Annotated in this window: 23 protein-coding genes; 10 read left to right on the top strand and 13 right to left on the bottom strand. The window is 56.8% G+C overall.

Going from position 1 to position 22,322, the window contains the following annotated elements:
- Positions 1-54: 54 nt before the first annotated feature.
- Entirely contained in the window at positions 55-114 is a 60-nt protein-coding gene (gene ypfM, locus DFO52_RS06335) for a protein YpfM (protein WP_015572204.1), read from the bottom strand.
- Positions 115-501: 387 nt separating this feature from the next.
- Here ypfM and DFO52_RS06340 point away from each other — a divergent pair, with 387 nt between their 5' ends.
- From DFO52_RS06340 to DFO52_RS06350, 3 genes are read left to right on the top strand one after another with little or no spacing between them, the layout of a single operon-like run.
- Positions 502-852, top strand: a complete 351-nt coding sequence (locus DFO52_RS06340) for an ArsC family reductase (protein ID WP_029739975.1) — start codon at positions 502-504, stop codon at positions 850-852.
- Between the two features lie 10 nt (positions 853-862).
- Complete coding sequence (dapE, locus tag DFO52_RS06345; RefSeq protein ID WP_029739974.1) at positions 863-1,990, top strand: succinyl-diaminopimelate desuccinylase; 1,128 nt, start codon at positions 863-865, stop codon at positions 1,988-1,990.
- Positions 1,991-2,014: 24 nt separating this feature from the next.
- Entirely contained in the window at positions 2,015-2,212 is a 198-nt protein-coding gene (locus DFO52_RS06350) for a hypothetical protein (RefSeq protein WP_023308751.1), read from the top strand.
- Positions 2,213-2,250: 38 nt separating this feature from the next.
- On the opposite strand, the gene ypfH is transcribed toward DFO52_RS06350, so the two are convergent.
- The 6 genes from ypfH to dapA all read right to left on the bottom strand — a co-directional run bounded on the left by ypfH (position 2,251) and on the right by dapA (position 8,708).
- Positions 2,251-2,946, bottom strand: a complete 696-nt coding sequence (ypfH, locus tag DFO52_RS06355; RefSeq protein WP_047647114.1) for an esterase — start codon at positions 2,944-2,946, stop codon at positions 2,251-2,253.
- A 73-nt stretch (positions 2,947-3,019) separates the two neighbouring features.
- Positions 3,020-4,966: a GNAT family N-acetyltransferase gene (locus DFO52_RS06360; protein WP_133549746.1), complete on the bottom strand. Its 1,947-nt coding sequence runs from the start codon at positions 4,964-4,966 to the stop codon at positions 3,020-3,022.
- A complete protein-coding gene (locus tag DFO52_RS06365) occupies positions 4,966-5,835 on the bottom strand; it encodes a neutral zinc metallopeptidase (RefSeq protein ID WP_032659348.1) in 870 nt (289 codons plus the stop codon). The genes DFO52_RS06360 and DFO52_RS06365 overlap by 1 nt, the downstream gene beginning before the upstream one ends.
- A 120-nt stretch (positions 5,836-5,955) precedes the next feature.
- Positions 5,956-6,669 (bottom strand): phosphoribosylaminoimidazolesuccinocarboxamide synthase, encoded by a 714-nt coding sequence (gene purC / locus DFO52_RS06370; protein WP_023332985.1) that lies wholly within the window; start codon positions 6,667-6,669, stop codon positions 5,956-5,958.
- Positions 6,670-6,778: 109 nt separating this feature from the next.
- A complete protein-coding gene (bamC, locus tag DFO52_RS06375; protein ID WP_029739970.1) occupies positions 6,779-7,813 on the bottom strand; it encodes an outer membrane protein assembly factor BamC in 1,035 nt (344 codons plus the stop codon).
- A 16-nt stretch (positions 7,814-7,829) separates the two neighbouring features.
- Positions 7,830-8,708: a 4-hydroxy-tetrahydrodipicolinate synthase gene (gene dapA / locus DFO52_RS06380; protein ID WP_023308757.1), complete on the bottom strand. Its 879-nt coding sequence runs from the start codon at positions 8,706-8,708 to the stop codon at positions 7,830-7,832.
- A 145-nt stretch (positions 8,709-8,853) separates the two neighbouring features.
- On the opposite strand from dapA, the gene DFO52_RS06385 reads away from it, so the two are divergent.
- Together DFO52_RS06385 and bcp are read left to right on the top strand one after the other, a co-directional pair.
- A complete protein-coding gene (locus tag DFO52_RS06385) occupies positions 8,854-9,423 on the top strand; it encodes a glycine cleavage system transcriptional repressor (RefSeq protein WP_029739969.1) in 570 nt (189 codons plus the stop codon).
- Positions 9,423-9,893, top strand: coding sequence for a thioredoxin-dependent thiol peroxidase (gene bcp / locus DFO52_RS06390; RefSeq protein ID WP_029739968.1), 471 nt, complete (start codon positions 9,423-9,425; stop codon positions 9,891-9,893). Before DFO52_RS06385 ends, bcp begins: the two co-directional genes overlap by 1 nt.
- 96 nt (positions 9,894-9,989) lie before the next feature.
- On the opposite strand, the gene DFO52_RS06395 is transcribed toward bcp, so the two are convergent.
- Positions 9,990-11,054 carry an AI-2E family transporter gene (locus tag DFO52_RS06395; RefSeq protein WP_023308760.1) on the bottom strand — a complete coding sequence of 355 codons (1,065 nt, stop codon included), beginning with the start codon at positions 11,052-11,054 and terminating at the stop codon, positions 9,990-9,992.
- A gap of 221 nt (positions 11,055-11,275) precedes the next feature.
- On the opposite strand from DFO52_RS06395, the gene bepA reads away from it, so the two are divergent.
- Together bepA and arsC are read left to right on the top strand one after the other, a co-directional pair.
- Positions 11,276-12,739, top strand: coding sequence for a beta-barrel assembly-enhancing protease (gene bepA, locus DFO52_RS06400; RefSeq protein ID WP_029739967.1), 1,464 nt, complete (start codon positions 11,276-11,278; stop codon positions 12,737-12,739).
- Positions 12,740-12,757: 18 nt separating this feature from the next.
- A complete protein-coding gene (arsC, locus tag DFO52_RS06405) occupies positions 12,758-13,114 on the top strand; it encodes an arsenate reductase (glutaredoxin) (protein WP_047647110.1) in 357 nt (118 codons plus the stop codon).
- On the opposite strand, the gene DFO52_RS06410 is transcribed toward arsC, so the two are convergent.
- Positions 13,111-13,935, bottom strand: a complete 825-nt coding sequence (locus DFO52_RS06410) for a helix-turn-helix domain-containing protein (protein ID WP_133549748.1) — start codon at positions 13,933-13,935, stop codon at positions 13,111-13,113. The genes arsC and DFO52_RS06410 overlap by 4 nt on opposite strands.
- 146 nt (positions 13,936-14,081) lie before the next feature.
- Here DFO52_RS06410 and celB point away from each other — a divergent pair, with 146 nt between their 5' ends.
- Genes celB through DFO52_RS06425 form a run of 3 tightly spaced genes read left to right on the top strand, consistent with a single transcriptional unit; the run spans position 14,082 to position 17,779 of the window.
- Entirely contained in the window at positions 14,082-15,401 is a 1,320-nt protein-coding gene (celB, locus tag DFO52_RS06415; RefSeq protein WP_029739964.1) for a PTS cellobiose transporter subunit IIC, read from the top strand.
- A gap of 3 nt (positions 15,402-15,404) precedes the next feature.
- A complete protein-coding gene (locus tag DFO52_RS06420) occupies positions 15,405-16,361 on the top strand; it encodes a N(4)-(beta-N-acetylglucosaminyl)-L-asparaginase (RefSeq protein ID WP_133549750.1) in 957 nt (318 codons plus the stop codon).
- The gene (locus tag DFO52_RS06425) at positions 16,361-17,779 is read left to right on the top strand and encodes a leucyl aminopeptidase family protein (RefSeq protein ID WP_133549863.1); all 1,419 of its coding nucleotides are present in this window, start codon (positions 16,361-16,363) and stop codon (positions 17,777-17,779) included. The genes DFO52_RS06420 and DFO52_RS06425 overlap by 1 nt, the downstream gene beginning before the upstream one ends.
- A 41-nt stretch (positions 17,780-17,820) precedes the next feature.
- On the opposite strand, the gene DFO52_RS06430 is transcribed toward DFO52_RS06425, so the two are convergent.
- The 4 genes from DFO52_RS06430 to DFO52_RS06445 all read right to left on the bottom strand — a co-directional run bounded on the left by DFO52_RS06430 (position 17,821) and on the right by DFO52_RS06445 (position 22,276).
- Positions 17,821-18,522 carry a DnaA inactivator Hda gene (locus DFO52_RS06430; protein ID WP_211438414.1) on the bottom strand — a complete coding sequence of 234 codons (702 nt, stop codon included), beginning with the start codon at positions 18,520-18,522 and terminating at the stop codon, positions 17,821-17,823.
- 96 nt (positions 18,523-18,618) lie between these two features.
- Positions 18,619-19,908, bottom strand: a complete 1,290-nt coding sequence (gene uraA, locus DFO52_RS06435; protein ID WP_029739962.1) for a uracil permease — start codon at positions 19,906-19,908, stop codon at positions 18,619-18,621.
- A gap of 83 nt (positions 19,909-19,991) precedes the next feature.
- Positions 19,992-20,618 (bottom strand): uracil phosphoribosyltransferase, encoded by a 627-nt coding sequence (gene upp / locus DFO52_RS06440; protein ID WP_023308769.1) that lies wholly within the window; start codon positions 20,616-20,618, stop codon positions 19,992-19,994.
- Positions 20,619-20,845: 227 nt separating this feature from the next.
- A complete protein-coding gene (locus tag DFO52_RS06445) occupies positions 20,846-22,276 on the bottom strand; it encodes a 6-phospho-beta-glucosidase (protein ID WP_126797078.1) in 1,431 nt (476 codons plus the stop codon).
- Positions 22,277-22,322 lie beyond the last annotated feature (46 nt).

Below are 22,322 nucleotides of genomic sequence, written 5' to 3' on the forward strand. Positions count from 1 at the left end.
TTCACACTATGGTTATTTTACTTATTTTAGTGCTCTTGCAATTCTTACTGAATGTCATTTACGAAGCATGCCTTCGATAAAATCTTTCCAGTTCCCCAGTTCACGTTCAATCATAACAACCTCTCTTATTATTATGCGCATTCTACAAAAACGGACCATCATTGTGAAGACTATTTAACCAATTGCTGTGATTGTACCCCACGTCCTGCGGGGATTTATGATAAATATGAACGGAGAGGCCTCAATTTTTTGTGACGGCTAGCAATATTTTGAAATAACCCTCCGAACGGGTGAATTTTATTTTACCCGCTGAGTTTATTCGAAATTTAAACTTTATGGACATCTATGCTTAAAGGGTGAAAGAATATTCAGCGTACAGATGTGAGTTGAATTAAGAAGAAGTGTAAATCCAGACGATTCCTGAATGTGTTATATTCCACTTAAGGATATATCTTCGAATTTACTGAACATTTAATCATCATTAGGTCAAAAGGATTCACCATGGTTGTGATGTACGGCATTAAAAATTGCGACACCATCAAAAAAGCCCGCCGCTGGCTGGAAGCAAACGGCGTGGAGTACCGCTTCCACGATTACCGTGCCGACGGGCTTGATGCAGAATTTCTGCATAGCGCGATCGGCGAACTGGGGTGGGAAGCCCTGCTGAACACCCGCGGCACCACCTGGCGTAAGCTGGACGAATCTCTGCGTGCCAGCATCAACGACGCCGACAGCGCAGCAAAACTGATGCTCGAGATGCCGGCAATTATCAAACGCCCATTGCTCTGCGCGCCAGGGCAGCCTATGCTGCTGGGTTTCAGTGAAACCCTTTATTCCGACTTTTTTCGTTGAGGTGTAGTTTATGTCATGCCCGGTCATTGAGCTGACTCAGCAGCTTATTCGCCGTCCTTCCCTTAGCCCGGACGACGCAGGTTGTCAGGCACTTATGATTGAGCGCCTGCGTGCCATCGGTTTCACCGTTGAACGCATGGATTTTGGCGATACCCAGAACTTCTGGGCGTGGCGTGGCCAGGGTGAAACGCTGGCCTTTGCCGGGCATACTGACGTCGTTCCCGCCGGTGACGCGGATCGCTGGATTAACCCGCCGTTTGAACCGACCATCCGCGACGGCATGCTGTTTGGTCGCGGCGCGGCAGACATGAAAGGCTCTCTGGCGGCGATGGTCGTGGCGGCAGAGCGCTTTGTGGCTCAGCATCCGAACCACAAAAACCGTCTGGCGTTTTTAATCACCTCCGACGAAGAAGCCAGCGCCCATAACGGCACCGTGAAGGTCGTTGAAGCGCTGATGGCGCGTAACGAGCGTCTCGACTACTGTCTGGTCGGTGAGCCGTCCAGTACTGAAGTGGTGGGTGATGTGGTCAAAAACGGGCGCCGTGGCTCGCTGACCTGTAACCTGACCATTCACGGCGTTCAGGGGCACGTTGCATACCCGCATCTGGCCGATAATCCGGTCCATCGCGCTGCGCCAATGCTGAGCGAGCTGGTGGGCATCGAGTGGGATAAAGGCAACGAATTCTTCCCGCCGACCAGCATGCAGATCGCGAACGTCAAGGCCGGGACCGGCAGCAACAACGTGATCCCGGGCGATTACTTCGTGCAGTTTAACTTCCGCTTCAGCACCGAACTGACCGACGAGATGATCAAGGCGCGCGTCGTCGCCCTGCTGGAAAAATATCAGCTGCGCTACACCGTGGAGTGGTGGCTTTCCGGCCAGCCGTTCCTGACGCAGCGCGGTAAGCTGGTGGATGCGGTAGTGAACGCCATCGAGCACTATAATGAAATTAAGCCACAGCTGCTGACAACGGGTGGCACCTCAGACGGACGCTTTATCGCCCGTATGGGCGCCCAGGTTGTCGAACTGGGTCCAGTGAACGCAACCATTCATAAAATCAATGAGTGTGTCAATGCGGCAGATTTGCAACTGCTGGCCCGTATGTATCAACGTATTATGGAGCAACTCGTCGCCTGACGAACGCTCTGAGAGGAATAGCGAATGGATTGGCTTTCAAAGTACTGGTGGATTCTGGTATTAGTTTTTCTGGTTGGCGTATTGCTTAACGTGATTAAAGATCTTAAGCGCGTTGACCATAAAAAATTTCTCGCCAACAAACCGGATCTTCCCCCGCACCGTGATTTTAACGACAAGTGGGACGATGACGACGACTGGCCGAACAAGGACCAGAAGAAGTAATCGTTAAGTTTCCCCTCTCCCTGGGAGAGGGGGAAACCTCACATAAACTCAACAATATCATCATCATCCGGCTTACCGCCGCTGAGCGCTTCATCAAAGTAGTGCTTCGGTACGGTATAGCGCAAACGATCGAGCGCGAACTGCATGCTACGGTCGTCAATCGCATGGCCCAGATCGTCAACGATATCCAGCGTCACATCCCCACCTTCGCGAATCAGCGCTTCCTGGGCGGCAACCGCATGCGAGAGCTCAATCACGCGGTCTTCACCACCGTGGATCAGGTGGATCGTGGTCTGCGTGGTCGCACTGGTCGGTAACGTCGCAAAGCGGCCGTTAAACGCGATGACGCGTGAAACCAGAGCCGGCTGCGCTTTAACGCTTTCCAGAGACATGATTGACCCCTGCGAGAAACCAATCAGCGCGGTCGCGTCTGCACCCACGCCGCTCTGCTGCTGCCAGTAGCGGACGATATCGATAAAGGTGGGCATGATGGCGTCGATGCGAGCCTGACGATTCTCTTCCGTCACGCCCTGAACAGAGAACCACTGGCGTCCGTTCGGACCACATGGCTCTACGCCACCGATGCTGACAATCAATGCTTCCGGAAAAACGGGCGCAAACCAGCTGCCAATCTGACCCATATTGACGGCATTATCGCCTACGCCATGAAACAGAAGCAGTAACTGCTTAGCCGGTTTGTCAGGACTTTGAACAACAAAATGGTCGTGTTTCATGGTGTTCTCCTTAATAGATGACCTGGATTCTACGCCTCCGGACGTGAATGACCATGCCACTTTACTGAAGAAGTCATTGAAAAAATTGCCATTGCAAAATATCTTCTTTCAGCTGCTGGCAGCGCGGATAGTCAAGACTTTCAATCGCTTGCGCGGTCTCACTCCGCAACGTTGCCAGCAACGCTTTTCGCCCGACGTCTTCCACTTTCCCTTCCATTTTCCCACGCAGGGCCGGAAGCGACATGTCCACGGTTAACAACAGCCGCGTCAGTGCGGCAACCGAGGTTGAAAACGCCCGATGCGCAAAAGCAAAGCCCGCCAGCTCCAGCCAGTCGTCATGATTAAGGGTAGCTTCCCAGCCGTCTTCCACGGGGATCTTTTCACCGTTCCAGGCTGATAACACCCGCGCATCGCGCTTCAGACGCCGCTGCGCCTGCTCGCACAGCTGACGCCCTGCCTGACTCTGCGGCAGCAAGGCCATCGCGGTGTAGCAGCCGCTGCTGGCTTCACGATGGCTGCCCATCCGCACCAGCACAAACCCACACTGCTGCCAGAAACGCCAAAGCTCATCGGTATAGCCAAAGCTCACCGACAGATAATCTTCGCCGCTGGCGCTGCGAACAAGCGCCTGGCCAATCCCTTCCCGCTGACGGTGAGGATGTACGGCAATGCGGGTCACCCGTCGTCCTCTGAGCGTCGCCGCCAGCGGAGAGCCGCCGTGCGCCGCCAGAGACTGCGCCACCAGGTTACCGCGCGGACGCCGGTACCCTGCCCATACGGCGCGGCTAAGCTCAGGGGAGAGCCCGCCTTCCTCCACCAGCCAGAGCGCCCCGGCGATATCCGGGTCCGTTTCGGCAACGGCAAACTGCTGCCCGGGCGCGTCCATCATGCGGCGTAAATCGAGCGGCGAGGTACGATAGTGCGCCGCGCAGAGGAGCTCGTATACGCTCGCTGCAAGCGCCGGACTGCGTTCCCAGGCCTCCGGGGTCAGGGAGGTTAAACGCACCTCTCCCTCCGGGCGGCGGTCAATCAGCGTATCGTCAAACAGCAGCGCGCTGGCAACAACCCGCTCAAGCGGGCAGCCCGCCGCCCAGCGCACCGGTGTAGATAGGCTGTAGCGCTGCAGCCCGGCAAACCGACCGCAGAATTTAAGCAAGAATCCCCGGCCCGTTCCTTCATATCCCTGCACAGTGGTGGTCAACAGCACGCGAGGGAAACGGGCAACTAGCTTTTCCAGCAGCGGACCAGGGATCGCAGCGGCTTCATCGACAATCAGCCAGTCAGCCCGGTGTGAAGACGCAAGCAGCGCGTCCGGGGCCATAAAATGAAAACGCTCTCCGGCGAAGCGGGCGATGATATCCGTCGCCCCCTTCGACGGCGCGGTAACCACGGCGCTGCCCGCAATGCGGTTCAGCAGCATGCCCGCCAGGGCTGATTTTCCGCGCCCGCGCGCGGCGGTGACGGCCGCGATGCCCTCCGCCATCCCCTGCAGCACATCCAGGATCTCAGCCTGCTCGCGCTGCGGTGCGCCGCTGGCAGGCTGCCAGTCAGGCGCGTCGGGTAAAGGCGGAAGGGATAACGCGCGGCCCTGATGCCAGACAATCGCGTCGGGATCGGCGTCAATCGTCCGGCAGAAATGGTGTACAAAATGCGGCGTGGCTATCGCTTCGGCGCCGTCGCTCCAGCGCAGTGAATCGCTGTCTGGCAACCCGGACCACGCGTCGAGCGGCGGAACCCGCAGCACCAGAAGGCTTCCGGCGCTCAGCGTTCCGCTCAGGGCGGCAAACGCGGCGACATCAAACCCGGCGCTGGCGTCAAAAACGGCATGCCGGAACTCGCGTCCCAGCAGGCCGCTGATGGCTTTTGAAGGATGTTCGTCAAGCCTTACCCAGTCTCCGGGCAAGGCGTCACGCAGGGCAAGCGCTTGGGTTAACGTCCACTGCGCCTCGCCGCTGAGCACCACCAGCCGCCGATGGCCGGTGCGCTCAAGCTCGCTTATCAGCTGTTCAAACTCCAGCATTACATCGCTTTGCCGAAGGTATTACACTGCGCCGGATCGCCGCTGTCGAAGCCGCGTTTAAACCAGCTATAGCGCTGCTGTGAGGTACCGTGAGTGAAGCTGTCGGGCACGACGCGCCCCTGGCTCTGCTGCTGAAGACGGTCGTCACCGATAGCCTGAGCGGCATTTAACGCCTCCTCAAGATCGCCGGATTCCAGGACGCCCTGCTGCTGCATGCTGTGGCCCCAGACGCCCGCGAAGCAGTCCGCCTGCAGCTCCATTTTAACGGAAAGGCGGTTCACTTCCGCCTGAGACGCATTTTGCTGGAGCTGGCGCACTTTTGGCTCAATCCCCAGCAGCTTTTGCACGTGATGGCCGACTTCATGCGCGATCACATAGCCCTGGGCAAAATCACCGTCAGCGCCAAGCTTGCGTTTCATGTCATCGTAAAAAGAGAGATCGATATAGACGGTGCCGTCTGCCGGGCAGTAGAACGGCCCCATCACAGATTGCCCGGTGCCGCATCCGGTGCGGGTTGCCCCCCGGTACATAACCAGCTTCGGCTGCTGGTAGGTACGCCCCATCTTCTCGAACAGCTGACCCCAGGTGTCTTCTGTTGTAGCGAGAATAACGGAGGTAAATTTGGCCGCTTCATCTTCATTCGGGCTGATGGAGCGCTGAGAATGCTCCTGCTGCTGCAGCGGCTGACCGGTCATCAACCCGGTGAGGTCAACGCCGTAGTAACCCGCGACTAAAACAACAATCAGCAGGATGATACCGCCCTTGCCGCTGGGTAACCGGAAGCCTGGCCCACCCATTGAAGGACCGCCGCCACCATCACTGCGTCTGTCTTCTACATTGTCACTTTCACGACGCCCTTGCCAGCGCATAACCACCTCGAACTATTCCATTTATAATAGCTATGATCGTAGGCGGTTAACGGCAAGATTACCATAGGAAACAAGGGTAAGACGCCAAAGGATGGGAACATCCTTTGGCAAGTGAGGGAGTTAGTCGAGCTTAACGCCTAAACGGTGAGCAACCGCTTCGTACGCTTCAATCAGGCCACCCAGGCTCTGACGGAAACGGTCTTTGTCCATTTTATCCAGGGTTTCTTTATCCCACAGGCGGCTACCGTCCGGTGAGAACTCATCGCCCAGCACCACTTCGCCTTTGAACAGACCAAACTCCAGCTTGAAGTCGACGAGGATCAGGCCCGCGTCATCAAACAGTTTTTTCAGCACGTCGTTGGCTTTGTAGGTCAGCTCCTGCATACGAGCCAGGTTCTCTTTGCTCACCCAGCCGAAGGTTTCGCAGTAGGATTCGTTGACCATCGGGTCGTGCATGGCATCGTTTTTCAGGAACAGGTCGAACAGCGGTGGATTCAGTTCGATACCTTCTTCAATGCCGAGACGCTTCACCAGGGAGCCCGCCGCACGGTTACGAATAACGCACTCAACCGGAACCATATCCAGTTTTTTCACCAGACATTCCGTATCGGACAGCAACGCTTCCATCTGGGTCGGGATACCCGCTTCGGCCAGTTTGGTCATAATGAAGTGGTTGAACTTGTTGTTCACCATGCCTTTACGATCGAACTGCTCAATGCGTGCGCCATCCCCTGCTGACGTATCATTGCGGAACTCGAGCACCAACAGATCCGGGTTTTCCGTGCTGTATACGGTCTTCGCTTTGCCACGATACAACTCAGCTTGCTTCTGCATCTTCATTACTCCTGGTGTGATGATTTGTGTTCAAAACTGGGGATATTATGCCACGCACACGTTTGCGTAGCACTAAAATAAAAAGGGCTGGATTCACCAGCCCTCGTATTTATTTGCTCAATGCTGCCTGGAAGACAGCGACCAGCGCATCGTTCTGCGACTGGGTCAGCGTGTGACCTTTAGGATCGATAAACTGCAGACTGCTGCGGTTATCAAGGTCGCCTACCTGAATCTTGTAGTCACCGGAGGCAAGCTGAGGATCTTTCGCGCCCAGTTCCTGCCATGCGCTGTCGGAGAGCGGCTTATACGTTGCCGTCATGCTGCCGGTTGAACGCGTGCTGTCGGTCACTTTCATGCCCACTTTTTCAAGCGCCGCTGGCAGACGCAGCCAGGTCTGGTTAAACGGTGCACGCACCACCAGCATTGGCAGGCCGGTATCATCCGCACCGCTTTGTACATCGAAAGTCGCGCCGTTGCGGCTCTGCGCGGCGTTGGCAGCATCGGTAGCGGTCTTATCCAGACCCGCGGCAATCACGTTCAGCATTTCGGTGCTGTAACGCTGCAGGGACGCGGCATCCGCAACCGGTTTACCCGCCTGCTCCAGGTTCAACAGCTTAACGTTAACCGCCTGCTGATAACCCTGTGGTTTTACGGAGACTTGATAGCGACCGCGGTACTGCTGGTCTTCATCCAGACGGTTCCATTCGACCCAGTCGGTGGTTAACGTCTGGCTGGCGTCATCGCGTTTATCGATGGTGTAGTTCTTCGACTGAATGACGCTGACAACCTGCGGCCACAGCGTGCTACCGCGCGCGCTCTCAACCATCAGAGACGCCGTATCACCGGTGAACTGGGTACGCGCCCCGCTGACCAGCGCCAGAGGCTGTGCTGGCGGACGAATATCAAGCGCTTTACCGACCAGGCCGCTGCCGTTGGTCACGGGAATATTATAATCGCCGTTCTGAATCGGCAGGATCATGCCAGCCGGTGCGTGAAGTTCAGCAAGCGGGGTCGCATCCAGATAGGATTCATCACCGCTCACCTGGCGCTTGTAGCGCGAATCTGAACTACAGGCAGCGAGCAGCATAACAAGCGAAACACTCGCAACCTTCGCCAGGCGCGACTTCTGTACTGAATAAGCCATCAAATCTCCCTAAACTCTACAGCAAACCGGCATGCTTCAGCGCCGCCCTGACGATGTCACGACCGTGGTCGGTAATCGGTGTCATTGGCAGACGCAGCGTGTCGGATGCTACAAGTCCCAACTCCTTACATGCCCATTTCACTGGGATCGGATTGGGTTCGACAAATAATTTATTGTGCAGCGGCATCAGACGCTGATTAATGACACGCGCTTCATCAAAGTGACCGGCTGCGGCCAGTTTGCACATTTCTGCCATATCGCGCGCCGCAACGTTTGCCGTTACGGAGATCACGCCATGACCACCGAGCTGCATAAAGTCCAGCGCGGTCGCATCATCACCACTCAACAGGATAAAGTCGTCTGAAACCAGCTCTTTGATCTGATGAACGCGGCTTAAGTTCCCTGTCGCCTCTTTAATACCGATAATATTTTTTACTTCCGAGAGACGACCAACGGTTTCCGGCAGCATATCGCAACCGGTACGGGACGGCACATTATACAGAATTTGTGGCAAGTCAGTATGTTCAGCGATGGCTTTGAAGTGCTGGAACAAACCTTCCTGAGTAGGACGGTTGTAATAAGGGGTCACCGTCAGACAGCCAACGATGCCGCTGTCGTTAAAACGCTTGGTCAGGCTGATAGCTTCTGCGGTTGCATTAGCCCCTGTCCCCGCGATGACCGGAATACGTCCGTCAGCCAGTTCCAGGGTCAGCATTACCACATCGCCGTGCTCGTCGTGGCTCAGCGTTGCGGATTCACCGGTAGTCCCTACCGAAACGATCGCCGAGGTTCCGTTGGCGACATGGTAATCAATGAGCTTCTTCATGCTTGACCGGCAGACATTACCTTTTTCATCCATCGGTGTAACAAGCGCGACAATACTTCCCGTGAACATGAGCCATCCTCTGTGCGAACAAGAGCCTCAATGTTACGTTTGGAACTGTAATAAAAGCAAGCGACCTGAGGCTCTCAGGCGGTTGTATGCATGTTTTTTTTATGCTTTCCTTAGGAAGACTTAACCATGCAAAGGAAGAACAGGTTTGACAACCTCATCACAACATTACCTGGTTATCACTGCGCTGGGTGCCGACAGGCCGGGTATCGTGAACACCATCACCCGTCACGTAAGCAGCTGCGGCTGTAATATCGAAGACAGCCGTCTGGCGATGCTTGGCGAAGAGTTCACATTTATTATGTTGCTTTCCGGGACATGGAACGCCATTACGTTGATTGAATCGACCCTGCCGCTGAAAGGGGCCGAACTGGATTTGCTGATTGTCATGAAGCGCACCACCGCGCGTCCGCGTCCGGCACTGCCTTCTACCGTCTGGGTACAGGTTGAAGTGCCTGATTCTCCGCATCTGATTGAGCGTTTCACGGCGCTTTTTGACAGTCACCAGATGAATATTGCCGAACTGGTTTCCCGTACGCAGACAAGCGATGACCAGGGTCTTCCGGTGCTGTTTATTCAAATTACCGCGCACAGCCCTGCCTCACAGGATGCGTCAAATATCGAGCAAGCGTTCAAAGCCCTCTGTACAGAATTAAACGCGCAGGGCAGTATAAGCGTCGTCAATTATTCGCAGCACGAACAGGATGGAGTTGAGTAATGAACCCACTGAAAGCCGGTGACATCGCACCGAAATTTAGCTTACCGGATCAAGACGGCGAGCAAGTAAATTTGACCGACTTCCAGGGACAGCGTGTTCTGGTCTATTTCTACCCGAAAGCCATGACCCCCGGCTGCACCGTACAGGCCTGCGGCTTACGCGACAACATGGACGACTTGAAAAAAGTCGGCGTGGAAGTGCTGGGTATCAGCACGGATAAACCAGAAAAGCTGTCACGATTTGCTGAAAAAGAGCTGCTGAACTTCACGCTGCTTTCTGATGAAGATCATCAGGTATGCGAGCAGTTCGGCGTCTGGGGCGAGAAGACGTTTATGGGTAAAACCTACGACGGTATTCACCGCATCAGCTTCCTGATTGACGCTGACGGTAAAGTTGAACATGTGTTTGACGACTTCAAAACCAGCAACCACCACGACGTGGTGTTGAACTGGCTGAAAGCAAGCGCCTGATAAACAGCAAAACGGCAACCCAGGTTGCCGTTTTTAATGTTTTCCCCCTCTCCCCGTGGGAGAGGGTCGGAGTGAGGGCATCAGGCCGCACAAAAACTACTTCTCTTCCACCGCCGGCACATCCGGCCACGCGTGGACCACGGCTTTAATCAGCGTCGCCAGCGGAATCGCAAAGAACACGCCCCAGAATCCCCACAGCCCGCCGAAAATCACCACGGATAAGATAATCACCAGCGGATGCAGGTTCACCGCTTCGGAGAACAGCACCGGCACCAGCAGGTTACCGTCCAGGCCCTGAATAATCAGGTACACCGCAAAGCAGCTCCAGAACTCTGTCCCCAGCCCAAACTGGAACAGCGCGACCCCAACAACCGGAATGGTCACCACAAACGCGCCGATGTACGGAATCAGGACCGACAGCCCCACCAGCACCGCCAGCAGCAGCGAATAGTTCAGGCCGAAAATCAGGAAGCCAATCCAGGTGGCTACCCCCACGACAATCATCTCCAGCACCTTGCCGCGAATGTAGTTGGTGATCTGCTGGTTCATCTCTTCCCAGACCTGGCCTGCCAGCCCGCGGTTGCGCGGCAGAATACGGCGCACGGCGTTGAGCATCTGATCTTTATCTTTCACCAGGAAGAAGACCATCAGCGGCACGAGCACAAGGTAAACCGCCAGCGTCAGCAGCCCTACCAGCGAGGCCAGAGAGTACTTCACCACCGAATCGCCCATCGTCATGATGCGGGCGCGCATATTTTCGGCCATCGCGTCGATAATCCCGGCATCCATCAGGGCCGGGTAACGGCGCGGCAGCGTGGCGGCGAAATCAGACAGCTTGTTCAACATGCCGGGCATGTCGCGGATCAGGTTAATTCCCTGCTGCCAGGCGACCGGCATCACCACAAAAGCCATCAACAGCAGGATGCCGACAAACAGCACCAGTACGATGCTGGTCGCCCAGCGACGGGAACAGCCGATGTGTTCCAGGCGCACCGTTGGCCACTCCAGCAGGTACGCCAGCACAATCGCCACCAGCAGGGGAGCGAGCAGACCGCTGAAAAAGAACAGAATGCCGAACCCGGCAACCAGAATAACCAACAAAGCAATGGCTTCCGGATCGCTGAACCGACGCCGGTACCACTGCATTAACATTTCGAGCATACAACCCTTCCCTGAATCGAATGGCGGGAGTGAGACGGTGAATTGTATCTAACTGTCACAAAAAAGACTTTCGCTTTTTGTATCCCGATCGCAATCCGCAAAAGCCTGATGAATGGGATTTTCTTCATGCTGTAACACGGCTACACTCGCAGAGCAGCAGAGATGAACGTTATGCCGGTTCATCGGTCAAATTAGCACATCCAACATACAGGACAGTGGTTATGTTCAGGCAGTTGAGAAAAACACTGGTTGCAACACTGATTGCCGCGGTGACGGTCGGTCAGGTGTTGCCCGCTTTTGCTGACTCGTCCGATTCATTGCCGGACATGGGCACCACAGCAGGAAGCACGCTCTCTATTGGGCAAGAGATGCAAATGGGGGATTACTATGTTCGCCAGCTGCGCGGCAGCGCCCCGCTGATCAACGACCCTTTGCTGGTACAGTACATTAACGGGCTGGGGATGCGTCTGGTTTCGCACGCCGACTCGGTAAAAACGCCCTTCCACTTCTATTTAATTAATAACGACGAAATCAACGCCTTCGCCTTCTTTGGCGGTAACGTGGTGCTGCATTCGGCGTTATTCCGTTACTCTGACAACGAAAGCCAGCTGGCCTCGGTAATGGCGCACGAAATTTCGCACGTCACCCAGCGCCACCTGGCGCGCGCCATGGAAGACCAGAAACGTAACGCCCCCCTCACCTGGGTGGGCGCGCTGGGCTCTATTCTGCTGGCGATGGCCAGCCCGCAGGCCGGGATGGCGGCCCTGACCGGTACGCTGGCGGGAACGCGCCAGGGAATGATCAGCTTTACCCAGCAAAACGAACAGGAAGCGGACCGCATCGGGATTCAGGTGCTGCAGCGTTCGGGCTTTGACCCGCAGGCCATGCCGAGCTTCCTGGAAAAACTGCTCGATCAGGCGCGTTACTCTTCCCGTCCGCCTGAAATTCTGCTGACGCACCCATTACCTGAAAGCCGACTGTCGGACGCGCGTAACCGTGCCAACCAGATGCGTCCGGTCGTGGTCCAGTCATCACAGGATTTCTACATGGCGAAAGTGAGAACGCTTGGGATGTACAACTCCGGGCGTAACCAGCTCACCAGCGACCTGCTGGATTCCCTGGCGAAAGGCAACGTGCGTGAGAAAAACGCCGCGCAGTATGGTCAGGCGCTCCAGGCGATGGAAGCCAGCAAATACGACGAGGCGCGTAAAGCGCTGCAGCCGCTTCTGGCAGCCGACCCGAACAACCCGTGGTACCTCGATCTGTCGACGGATATCGATCTGGGGCAGAAGAAAACGGCCGATGCGATCAACCGTCTGAAAGGGGCGAAAGACGTCCGTACCAACCCGGTGCTGCAGCTTAACCTGGCGAACGCTTACTTACAGGGCGGTCAGCCTGGCGAAGCGGCAACCATTCTGAACCGCTACACCTTCAACAATAAAGACGATCAAAACGGCTGGGATCTGCTCGCTCAGGCGGAAGCCCAGCTCGGCAACCGCGATCAGGAACTGGCGGCGCGTGCCGAAGGTTTTGCCCTGGTGGGCCGCCTCGATCAGGCGATTTCCACGCTCAGCAGCGCCAGCTCGCAGGTCAAGCTCGGCAGCCTCCAGCAGGCCCGTTACGACGCGCGTATCGATCAGCTGCGCGCCCTGCAGCAGCGCTTTAAGCCTTACGAGAAGATGTAATAAAGGAGAATTCACGTCATGACCGACGCCGTAAAAATCTATCACAACCCTCGCTGCTCCAAGAGCCGCGATACCCTGAGCCTGCTAAAGTCTAACGGCGTTGAGCCGGAGGTGGTGCTGTACCTTGACACCCCACCTGACGCGCAAACCCTTCGCCAGCTGCTGCACATGCTGGGAATGGGCAGTGCAAGAGAGCTGATGCGTCAGAAAGAAGATCTCTATAAGTCGCTTAACCTGGATGACAGCCGCCTCACCGAGGCTGAGCTGCTCCAGGCGATGGTTGAAAATCCAAAGCTGATTGAGCGCCCGATTGTGGTGGCGAACGGCCAGGCGCGCATTGGTCGCCCGCCGGAAGACGTGCTCGAGATCCTCTAGTCCTTATGCCGCAGCGCTTCCAGAAAGGCCTGCGGCGTACTCTCTCCCAGCTTTTTCTGCGCTTTTCCGCGGTTGTAAAATTCACACAGCTGGATCAACAGCTCGCCTGCCGGTTCACTGTTCATACGTGGGATGATTTCACATAGCGGCAGATCAACCTGAACGGCGCGGTATTGCCGTGGATGCGCCGTTACGGTGGTATTGCGCTCCTTTAGCTTCACCTCGAAACCAAAAGTCTCAACAGATTGAATATCAGCCGGACAGGCTTCCAGCGCGTCGTTCGCCCAGTGGGCCAGCAGCTGCGGAGAAATGCCCGCGTACAGCCGGGCGTAGCACCAGCCGCTCACGGGTTCACGCGCCCAGAGCAGATGCTGTTCCCCGCCATCGTCCATATGCAGCGACAAAGGCTGATGATGTAACAGGAGTTTTTGCGGCACGATGCCTGCCTTCAGCGCCTTTTTCCCCTGCAACGTCGCGCCCTTCTGCTTAGCCGAAGCCGGTTTGAGGTAGCGGTTCAGGGTCGCGCGGGAGACGGCGATCCCGAGTCCGTTATTGACCATCTGCAGCAGTTCGTCCAGCGGGGCACCCGTGATATCCCGCAGGGCATTGACCAGCGTAACCTGCTCCTGTCTCAATGCTTTGTGTATCACTTTTGGCGTCGTGTGGTTATCCGAAACCTGCTCGCGGTTGCGCCAGCGCCTGACGGTAGTGACCGAAATGCCCAGCTCAGCGGCCAGATCCCTGTCGCTTTTGTCTGACTGCTGAAGATAGCGACGGATGCGCGGCGTCGTGGTGGCATTAGCATGCAGTTTAATTTCCATCGCAGGATCCTTAGAACCAATCTTATGAGATTTATACTACGCCAGCGATTGCTTTGTGACCGATTTCACCTTTCGCTCGCCGTGCTTCACTGATAATCCCCAGACATAACACAAACAACACCCCTCAATCTTGTACGGAGTTCACAATGAACAATGTTCTGGGATTTCTTGAAGCAAAACTGATGCCGCTGGCGGCCAAAACGGCCCAGCAGCGTCATCTTGGGGCCATTCGCGGCGCCTACGTGTCATTCATGCCGTTTATCATCGTCGGCTCTATTCTGCTGGTGATCTCGTCGTTCCCGAATCAAGCCTATCAGCAGTTTATGTCTCAGGCCTTTGGTGAAAGCTGGAGCGCCATTATCGAAATCCCGTTCAACGCGGTGTTCTCCACCATGTCGCTGTTCATCAGCTTCCTGGTCGCCTTCCGCCTGGCGGAACACTACGGTGAAGACCGCATCTCCTGCGGCATCCTGGCGCTGGTTGCCTTTCTCATCCTGACGCCCTTTATCAAAGTGGCGGAAAACGGCGGTATCACCGTCATTCCGGTGGAGTGGATTGGCAGCAAAGGGCTATTCGTGGCGATGATTGGTTCCCTGCTGTGGACGGAGCTGTTCTGCTGGCTCAAGCGCAAAAAACTGGTGATCAAAATGCCGGACGGCGTGCCTCCGGCGGTGCAGGAGTCGTTCGCCGCGCTGATCCCGGCCCTGCTGGTGATGATTCTGGTGCTGGGTATCCGCATCGTTTTTGAAAACACCCACTACAACACCATCCACCAGTTTATTTACGAAGTGGTTGCCACGCCGGTGCGCCACTACGGCACCTCTTACTTTGGCGCGCTGATGACGGTGTTCAGCATCACCATTCTGTGGTCAGTGGGCATTAACTCCGGCTCGATGATCAACGGCATCATTCGCCCGCTGTGGATGGAGAACCAGACCGACAACATCGCCGCGATTCAGGCAGGCACGACGCCGCCGCACATTATTACTGAACAGTTTTTTGACATGATCTGGATGGGCGGCGCGGGGGCCACGCTGTCGCTGGTCATTGCAATGCTGATTTTCGCCCGCAGCAAAAACATGCGTGAAGTGGCGCGCCTCGGCGCCGGGGCGTCGGTGTTTAACATCAACGAACCGATCCTGTTTGGCCTGCCGGTGATCATGAACCCGATCATGCTCATCCCGTTCAACCTGGTACCGCTGGTGCTGGTCACCGTGCAGTATGCGGCGATGAAGATTGGCGCGGTTGCCGTCACCACCGGGGTGTTTATTCCCTGGACGCTGCCGCCGGTGATTAGCGGCTTTATCGTCACCGGGCACCTGAGCGGCAGCGTGATGCAGCTTATCAACCTGCTGATTGGCGCCATGCTGTATCTGCCTTTTATGCGTATCGTGGACAAACAGTACCGCGCGGCGGAAATGGCCACCGTTACGCGAACCGACACCACCCTTGCAAAACAGGAGTAAAGCATGTGGGGAATTATCGCGACCTGGAGAATGGCGCTTGAAGGCGTTACGGAGTCTGCGTCGGCGCTGGCTGCGGGGAAACCGGTCTCCGCGGCAGTAGTTGATGCCGTCGCCGCCGTCGAAGACTTTCCGTTTTATAAATCCGTCGGCTACGGCGGGCTGCCCACCGAAAATGGCGAGGTGGAGCTGGACGCCGCCTACATGGACGGCGATACGCTGGCGTTTGGCGCCGTGGGCAACCTGGTGGATATCGCCAACCCGGTGCGCGTGGCGCATGCGTTAAGCCGCCAGCGCTACAACAGCCTGCTGGTCGGCCAGGGCGCGCGGGAATGGGCGCTGAGCCAGGGCTTTGCCGACAAAACCATGCTCACCGACCGCGCCATGCAGCACTACCGCAAACGCTGCCGCGAAACGCTGGATAAGGGCTTAAGCCCTTACGACGGGCATGACACCGTCGGCATTATCGGCCTCGATAAGCAGGGCTCGATGAGCGTCGCCACCTCCACCAGCGGCCTGTTCATGAAAAAGCGCGGTCGACTCGGGGATTCGCCCATTATTGGCTCCGGCTTTTACTGCGACAGCGAAACCGGTGCCGCCACCGCCACGGGCGTCGGTGAAGATCTGATGAAAGGCTGCACCAGCTACGAAATCGTCCGCCGCATGGCGCAGGGTATGACCCCGCAGCAGGCGGCGGATTCGGTGGTATTCGAACTGGAGGACAAGCTGATGTCGCGCTTTGGCCGCGCGGGCGATCTCTCCGTAGTGTGCATGAACAACAGGGGCGAATTCGGTGCCGCCACCAACATCAAAACCTTCTCGTTCGTGGTGGCGACGGCTCGCCAGCCCCTCGCCGTTTATCGTACCGAACGCCTGCGGGAGAAAACGCATTATCACGCGGTAGACGATGAGTGGATGCAGGCCTACGCCGCGCGGATCCGCGCGCCGATTGAGGAGTCATGATGATTACGTATCAGTTTATCACCGCGCTTTCTGACGCGGCTCCGCAGAGCCATTTGATTGCCTCCGCCTCCTGTACGCATTTGCCCGAAACGGCGCTGGTCGCGGAAATGCGCGAGTCTGCCAGCATCGCTGACACCCGCTTTGGCTGCGCCCCGTTTGCCCGGATCACCCTGCTGCCCGATGCGCTCTGGCAGGATAGCCTGACCGAAGGATTACTGACGGCGCTGCGCCCGCTGCTGGCCTCGCCCGTCAGTCCCGAGCTGATACTGGACGTTACTGTTATCGACGATGTGGTGCTGGCGCAGGTGCTGCGCTTTCTCTTTAATCAGGCGCACAGGCTGAGCGATTTGCAGTTAAAGAAAACCTGTGACAGCGTCCGTCTTGAACGCATCACCGCGCTCTGTTTTCCCGAACAGCAGGACCGACTGGCGGTTATTTTCCGCCAGCAGCAGGCCATCGCCCGCGGCATGGTCGCGGCGCGACGTCTGGCGGATACCCCGTCCGACCGCTGCACGCCGGAGTTTGTAGTGGAAGAGGCGCAAAAACTGTGTGCCGCCTTTCCTGCCCTGCGGTGTGAAGCACTGGATGAAAAGCAGATCGTTGAGCACGGTCTGGGGCTGCTGCACGCCGTCGGCAAAGGGGCGACCTGTCCGCCGCGCCTGCTGGCGATCCATTATGATGGTGCCAGCGACGGCCCGGTGCGCTGCTATGTGGGTAAAGGCATTACCTTTGATACCGGCGGCCTGTGGCTGAAGGAAGGCGCGGGCATGTACACCATGAAGTACGACATGTGCGGCGCGGCTAACGTGCTGGGCCTGATGCTGACCGTCGCAGAGCTGGGGCTTCCCGTTCGCATCATGGGCGTGCTGGCGCTGGCGGAAAATGCCATCGGTCCGGACGCCATGCAGCCCGGCACGGTAGCAACGGCCTGCAACGGCACCACGGTTGAAATCAACAACACCGATGCCGAAGGCCGACTGGTGCTGGCGGACGCCATCGCCTGGGCCAGCCAGCGCCATCCGCAGGCGCGCTATATTATTGATATGGCGACCTTAACCGGTGCGGTCGTGAAGGCGCTGGGATATGAATTGAGCGGATTAATGACGCAGGATGAACCGCTGCGCGCGGCGCTGACGCTGGCGGGTAAGCAGAGCGGTGATGAAGTGTGGTCCCTGCCGCTGGACGCGCGGCTGAAAAAGCAGACCGACAGCGCTATCGCCGATTTGTGCAACACGCCGACCAACAATGCGGCGATCAGCGCCTCGGCGGCGTGGCTGCTGCACCACTTCTGCCCGCCAGCTATTCCGTGGGCGCATCTGGACATTAGCGGTACGGCGCTGTGGCGAGAAAACGGACGTAGCGTGGCGTCGGGAAGACCGATTCCACTTTTGGTTGAGCACTTGCTGGGGGATGTCTAGTTTTCGTAGGCCGGGTAAGGCGCAGCCGCCACCCGGCACAACTACAGCTTGAGAATATCTTTCACAAACGGAATGGTCAGCTTGCGCTGGGCGGTAATAGAGGCGCGATCGAGCTGATCGAGCGTGTCAAACAGCGTGCGCATTTCCCTGTCCAGGCGCTTGAGCAGGAAGCGCCCCACGTCCTCCGGCAGCTCAAACCCGCGCTGCTTTGCGCGCAGCTGTAACGCCTGAAGCTTATCTTCATCCGACAGCGGCTGGAGCTTGTAGATTTGTCCCCAGTCCAGACGAGACGCCAGATCCGGCAGCCCCAGATTGAGCTGGCGAGGAGGACGATCGCCGGTGATCAGCAGCCGGGTTTTACCTGATTCCAGAATGCGGTTGTAGAGGTTAAAGATCGCCATTTCCCACGGCTCATCCCCCGCCACGCATTCGATATTATCGATGCAGACCAGCGAGAGATGTTCCATTCCCTCCAGCACCTCAGGCACGAACCAGGTACGTTTATCCAGCGGCACATAGCCTACCGCATCTCCGCGCGCCGAAAGCTCCGCGCAGGCGGCATGCAGCAGGTGGCTGCGCCCCGCGCCTTCGCGTGACCAGATATAGATGTATCCGCTGTGATCCTGACGCAGCACGTTTTGCAGTGCAGCCAGTAAAGAGGGGTTATCACCCGGCCAGAAACTCGCGAAAGTTTCGTCGTCAGGGAGATAGAGTGGCAGAGAGAGCTGTGCCGGTCCGTTCAGAAATACCTCAACCAGAGATCCTACGTAAAATCGGAATGGAGTTTAACACGGAACCTGCAAGGAGAGAACCGGGCGATCCCTCGCCCGACTTTTCGATCAATGTGGCGCTTTTTCGCTGTCGTCCGCGTCGAGAATTTCTTCTTCCGGGCGGATGACTGAGATCAGTTTGAAAATCAGGCTCAGGCCCACGCCGACGATGGTCGCCAGCGCCATGCCCTTCAGCTCGGCCGCACCGATGTGCACCTTCGCGCCGCTCACGCCGATAATCAGGATCACCGAGGTCAGGATCAGGTTCTGCGCCTTGCTGTAATCCACTTTGGATTCAATCAGCACGCGAATACCGGAAGCGCCGATCACGCCGTACAGCAGCAGAGAAACGCCGCCCATCACCGGTACAGGAATGATCTGAATCGCTGCCGCCAGCTTGCCGACGCAGGAGAGCAGAATGGCGATGATCGCCGCGCCGCCGATAACCCAGGTACTGTAGACGCGGGTAATTGCCATCACGCCGATGTTCTCACCGTAGGTGGTGTTTGGCGTGGAGCCAAAGAAACCGGAGATGATGGTGGAGAAACCGTTCGCAAACATGGAGCGGTGCAGGCCCGGGTCGCGGATTAAATCGCGCTTAACGATGTTCGCCGTCACCACCAGGTGGCCGACGTGCTCCGCAATCACCACCAGCGCCGCAGGCAGAATGGTGAAAATAGCAAACCATTCAAAGCGTGGCGTATAGAAGGTTGGCAGGGCGAACCAGTGCGCCTGAGCGATCGGGGTGGTGTCCACCACGCCCATCGCGAAGGAGAGCGCATAGCCCGCCAGCACGCCGATCAGGATCGGGATAATCGCCATGAAGCCGCGGAACAGCACGGAGCCAAACACCGTTACGCCCAGCGTCACCAGCGAGATGATAATGGTTTTGGAATCCGGTGACTGGCCGTCAGCAGGCAGCAGACCGGCCATATTCGCCGCGACGCCCGCCAGCTCCAGACCGATGACCGCAACGATTGCGCCCATCGCCGCAGGCGGGAACATCACGTCCAGCCAGCCGGTACCGGCTTTTTTCACAATGAAGGACACCACGCAGAACAGGACGCCACACATGATAAAGCCGCCCAGCGCGACTTCATAACCCAGCGGCAGCAGCAGTAACACCGGCGAAATAAAGGCGAAGCTCGAACCGAGATACGCCGGGATTTTGCCTTTACAGATAAAGAGGTACAGCAGCGTACCGATGCCGTTGAACAGCAGCACGGTGGCCGGGTTAATGTGGAACAGGATTGGCACCAGCACGGTTGCGCCAAACATGGCGAACAGGTGCTGCAAACTAAGCGGGATAGTCTGTAAAAGCGGCGGTCTTTCACTCACCCCGATAGCACGGCGCGTCATAGTGTTTTCCTCTGTGTAGTATTGTTGGTGTTTTATTCAAAAAAAAGCCGACTATCAAAGTCGGCTTATTTATCGTTATTCGATTATTTCGTACCAAAGATCTTATCGCCGGCATCGCCGAGCCCCGGGATGATGTACCCGTGCTCGTTCAGGCCCTGGTCGATAGAGGCGGTATACAGCTCAACATCCGGGTGCGCTTTTTCCAGCGCCGCGATCCCTTCCGGAGCGGCTACCAGTACCAGCACCTTAATGCTGTTACAGCCCGCGTTTTTCAGCAGGTCGATGGTAGCGATCATAGAGCCACCGGTCGCGAGCATTGGGTCAACCACCAGCGCCATGCGCTCGTCGATGTTAGAGACCAGCTTCTGGAAATAAGGAACCGGCTCAAGGGTTTCTTCGTTACGGTAGATACCCACCACGCTGATACGCGCGCTTGGCACGTGCTCCAGCACGCCTTCCATCATGCCGAGACCAGCACGCAGGATTGGCACCACGGTAATTTTCTTACCTTTGATCTGCTCAACCTGCACCGGGCCGTTCCAGCCTTCGATGGTGACTTTTTCTGTTTCCAGATCAGAGGTCGCTTCGTAGGTCAGCAGGCTGCCGACTTCAGATGCCAGTTCGCGAAAACGCTTCGTGCTGATGTCATGCTCACGCATCAGGCCCAACTTGTGTTTAACGAGTGGGTGTTTCACTTCCACAATCTTCATTCTCTTTCTCCTCTGAGGTGGCGTCCGCAAAAAAATCGCGGGATTATACCGCTTTTTTCGGATTAGGCCATACCCATGTTGCTTGACGTATATCAAGCAAAGTGATTTAGAGACAAAAAAACCGGAGGTGAGACTCCGGCTTGGGGGCGGGGTTCTGCCCGGTGGCGCTACGCTTAGGCGGGCCTACGTGTATTGTAGGTCGGGTAAGCGTTAGCGCCACCCGACAATTACAGGTTATCGCCGTTGCTCGCAATCACCTGCTTATACCAGTCGAACGATTTCTTCTTACTGCGGTTCAGCGTGCCGTTCCCTTCATTGTCTTTATCCACAAAGATAAAGCCGTAGCGTTTTTTCATTTCGCCCGTTCCGGCAGACACCAGGTCGATACAGCCCCACGGGGTGTAGCCCATCAGGTCTACGCCATCCTCCACTACCGCTTTTTTCATCTCGCGAATGTGGGCGGCCAGGTAGTCAATTCGGTACTGGTCGTTCACCGTGCCGTCGCTCTCCTGCACGTCGATCGCGCCAAAGCCGTTCTCAACGATAAACAGCGGCAGCTGGTAGTGATCCCAGAACCAGTTGAGGGAGTAGCGAAGCCCCACCGGGTCAATCTGCCAGCCCCAGTCGGATTTTTGTACGTACGGGTTAGAGACCAGGCTCTTGCTCTCGTCGTAGTCCAGCTGCGGGTTGTCCGCCGTCGCCTTGGTGGCGAAGGACATGTAGTAGCTGAACCCGATGTAGTCCACGCAGCCCTGCGTCAGCGCGGCTTTATCCTCTTCGGTTATATCCAGCGCGAAGCCACGACGTTCGAAGTAGTTGAGCAGGTGCTGCGGGTACCTGCCGCGCACGTGCACGTCGGTGAACCAGTAGCGGCGATGCATGGCGTTCATCGCCATCATCATATCGTCCGGCGCGCAGGTCAGCGGGTAGATAGGACACATGGCAATCATGCAGCCAATCTGCAGCGACGGGTTAATCTCGCGCCCCGCCTTCACCGCCAGGGCGCTGGCCACCAGCTCATAGTGCGCCGCCTGGAACATCACCGGCTCGCGGTCTTCACCCGGCGCGTACTTCAGCCCGGAGTTCGTGAACGGCGCAAAGTCTTCGTGGAAGTTAGCCTGGTTGTTGATCTCGTTGAAGGTCATCCAGTACTTCACTTTATGCTGGTAGCGCTGGAACACCACTTTTGCAAAACGAACGAAGAAGTCGATCAGCTTACGGTTGCGCCAGCCGCCGTATTCGGTGACCAGATGGAAAGGCATCTCGAAGTGAGAAAGAGTGATAACCGGTTCGATACCGTACTTCAGGCATTCGTCGAACAGATCGTCATAGAATTTCAGGCCAGCCTCGTTAGGCTCAAGCTCGTCGCCTTTCGGGAAGATCCGCGTCCAGGCAATAGAGGTGCGGAAGCATTTGAACCCCATCTCTGCAAAGAGTTTGATGTCTTCTTTATAGCGGTGGTAGAAATCAATGGCTTCATGGTTAGGATAATTTTTCCCCTCCAGCACGCCGTTGGTGATTTCACGCGGCACGCCGTGCGCCCCCGCGGTCATGACATCGGCCACGCTCACGCCCTTGCCGCCCTCTTTCCAGCCGCCTTCCAGCTGGTGCGCCGCAACGGCCCCGCCCCACAGAAAATCTGCTTTAAATCCTGACATTCGCTTTCCCTCATTCTGCGTTATTTTCTGCAAAAACAATTACAGA

It is taken from the genome of Enterobacter sp. AG326, from assembly GCF_004362415.1.
GTDB lineage: Bacteria > Pseudomonadota > Gammaproteobacteria > Enterobacterales > Enterobacteriaceae > Enterobacter > Enterobacter asburiae.

What these genes read in the sequence shown, in the direction of transcription:
- dapA (WP_023308757.1), bottom strand. Translation starts at nt 8,708, where the DNA reads ATGTTCACGGGAAGTATTGTCGCGCTTGTTACACCGATGGATGAAAAA.
- DFO52_RS06340 (WP_029739975.1), top strand. Translation starts at nt 502, where the DNA reads ATGGTTGTGATGTACGGCATTAAAAATTGCGACACCATCAAAAAAGCC.
- DFO52_RS06410 (WP_133549748.1), bottom strand. Translation starts at nt 13,935, where the DNA reads ATGGAAATTAAACTGCATGCTAATGCCACCACGACGCCGCGCATCCGT.
- bcp (WP_029739968.1), top strand. Translation starts at nt 9,423, where the DNA reads ATGAACCCACTGAAAGCCGGTGACATCGCACCGAAATTTAGCTTACCG.
- bepA (WP_029739967.1), top strand. Translation starts at nt 11,276, where the DNA reads ATGTTCAGGCAGTTGAGAAAAACACTGGTTGCAACACTGATTGCCGCG.
- bamC (WP_029739970.1), bottom strand. Translation starts at nt 7,813, where the DNA reads ATGGCTTATTCAGTACAGAAGTCGCGCCTGGCGAAGGTTGCGAGTGTT.
- celB (WP_029739964.1), top strand. Translation starts at nt 14,082, where the DNA reads ATGAACAATGTTCTGGGATTTCTTGAAGCAAAACTGATGCCGCTGGCG.
- purC (WP_023332985.1), bottom strand. Translation starts at nt 6,669, where the DNA reads ATGCAGAAGCAAGCTGAGTTGTATCGTGGCAAAGCGAAGACCGTATAC.
- DFO52_RS06350 (WP_023308751.1), top strand. Translation starts at nt 2,015, where the DNA reads ATGGATTGGCTTTCAAAGTACTGGTGGATTCTGGTATTAGTTTTTCTG.
- DFO52_RS06365 (WP_032659348.1), bottom strand. Translation starts at nt 5,835, where the DNA reads ATGCGCTGGCAAGGGCGTCGTGAAAGTGACAATGTAGAAGACAGACGC.
- DFO52_RS06420 (WP_133549750.1), top strand. Translation starts at nt 15,405, where the DNA reads ATGTGGGGAATTATCGCGACCTGGAGAATGGCGCTTGAAGGCGTTACG.
- arsC (WP_047647110.1), top strand. Translation starts at nt 12,758, where the DNA reads ATGACCGACGCCGTAAAAATCTATCACAACCCTCGCTGCTCCAAGAGC.
- uraA (WP_029739962.1), bottom strand. Translation starts at nt 19,908, where the DNA reads ATGACGCGCCGTGCTATCGGGGTGAGTGAAAGACCGCCGCTTTTACAG.
- upp (WP_023308769.1), bottom strand. Translation starts at nt 20,618, where the DNA reads ATGAAGATTGTGGAAGTGAAACACCCACTCGTTAAACACAAGTTGGGC.
- DFO52_RS06360 (WP_133549746.1), bottom strand. Translation starts at nt 4,966, where the DNA reads ATGCTGGAGTTTGAACAGCTGATAAGCGAGCTTGAGCGCACCGGCCAT.
- DFO52_RS06395 (WP_023308760.1), bottom strand. Translation starts at nt 11,054, where the DNA reads ATGCTCGAAATGTTAATGCAGTGGTACCGGCGTCGGTTCAGCGATCCG.
- dapE (WP_029739974.1), top strand. Translation starts at nt 863, where the DNA reads ATGTCATGCCCGGTCATTGAGCTGACTCAGCAGCTTATTCGCCGTCCT.
- DFO52_RS06445 (WP_126797078.1), bottom strand. Translation starts at nt 22,276, where the DNA reads ATGTCAGGATTTAAAGCAGATTTTCTGTGGGGCGGGGCCGTTGCGGCG.
- DFO52_RS06425 (WP_133549863.1), top strand. Translation starts at nt 16,361, where the DNA reads ATGATTACGTATCAGTTTATCACCGCGCTTTCTGACGCGGCTCCGCAG.
- ypfH (WP_047647114.1), bottom strand. Translation starts at nt 2,946, where the DNA reads ATGAAACACGACCATTTTGTTGTTCAAAGTCCTGACAAACCGGCTAAG.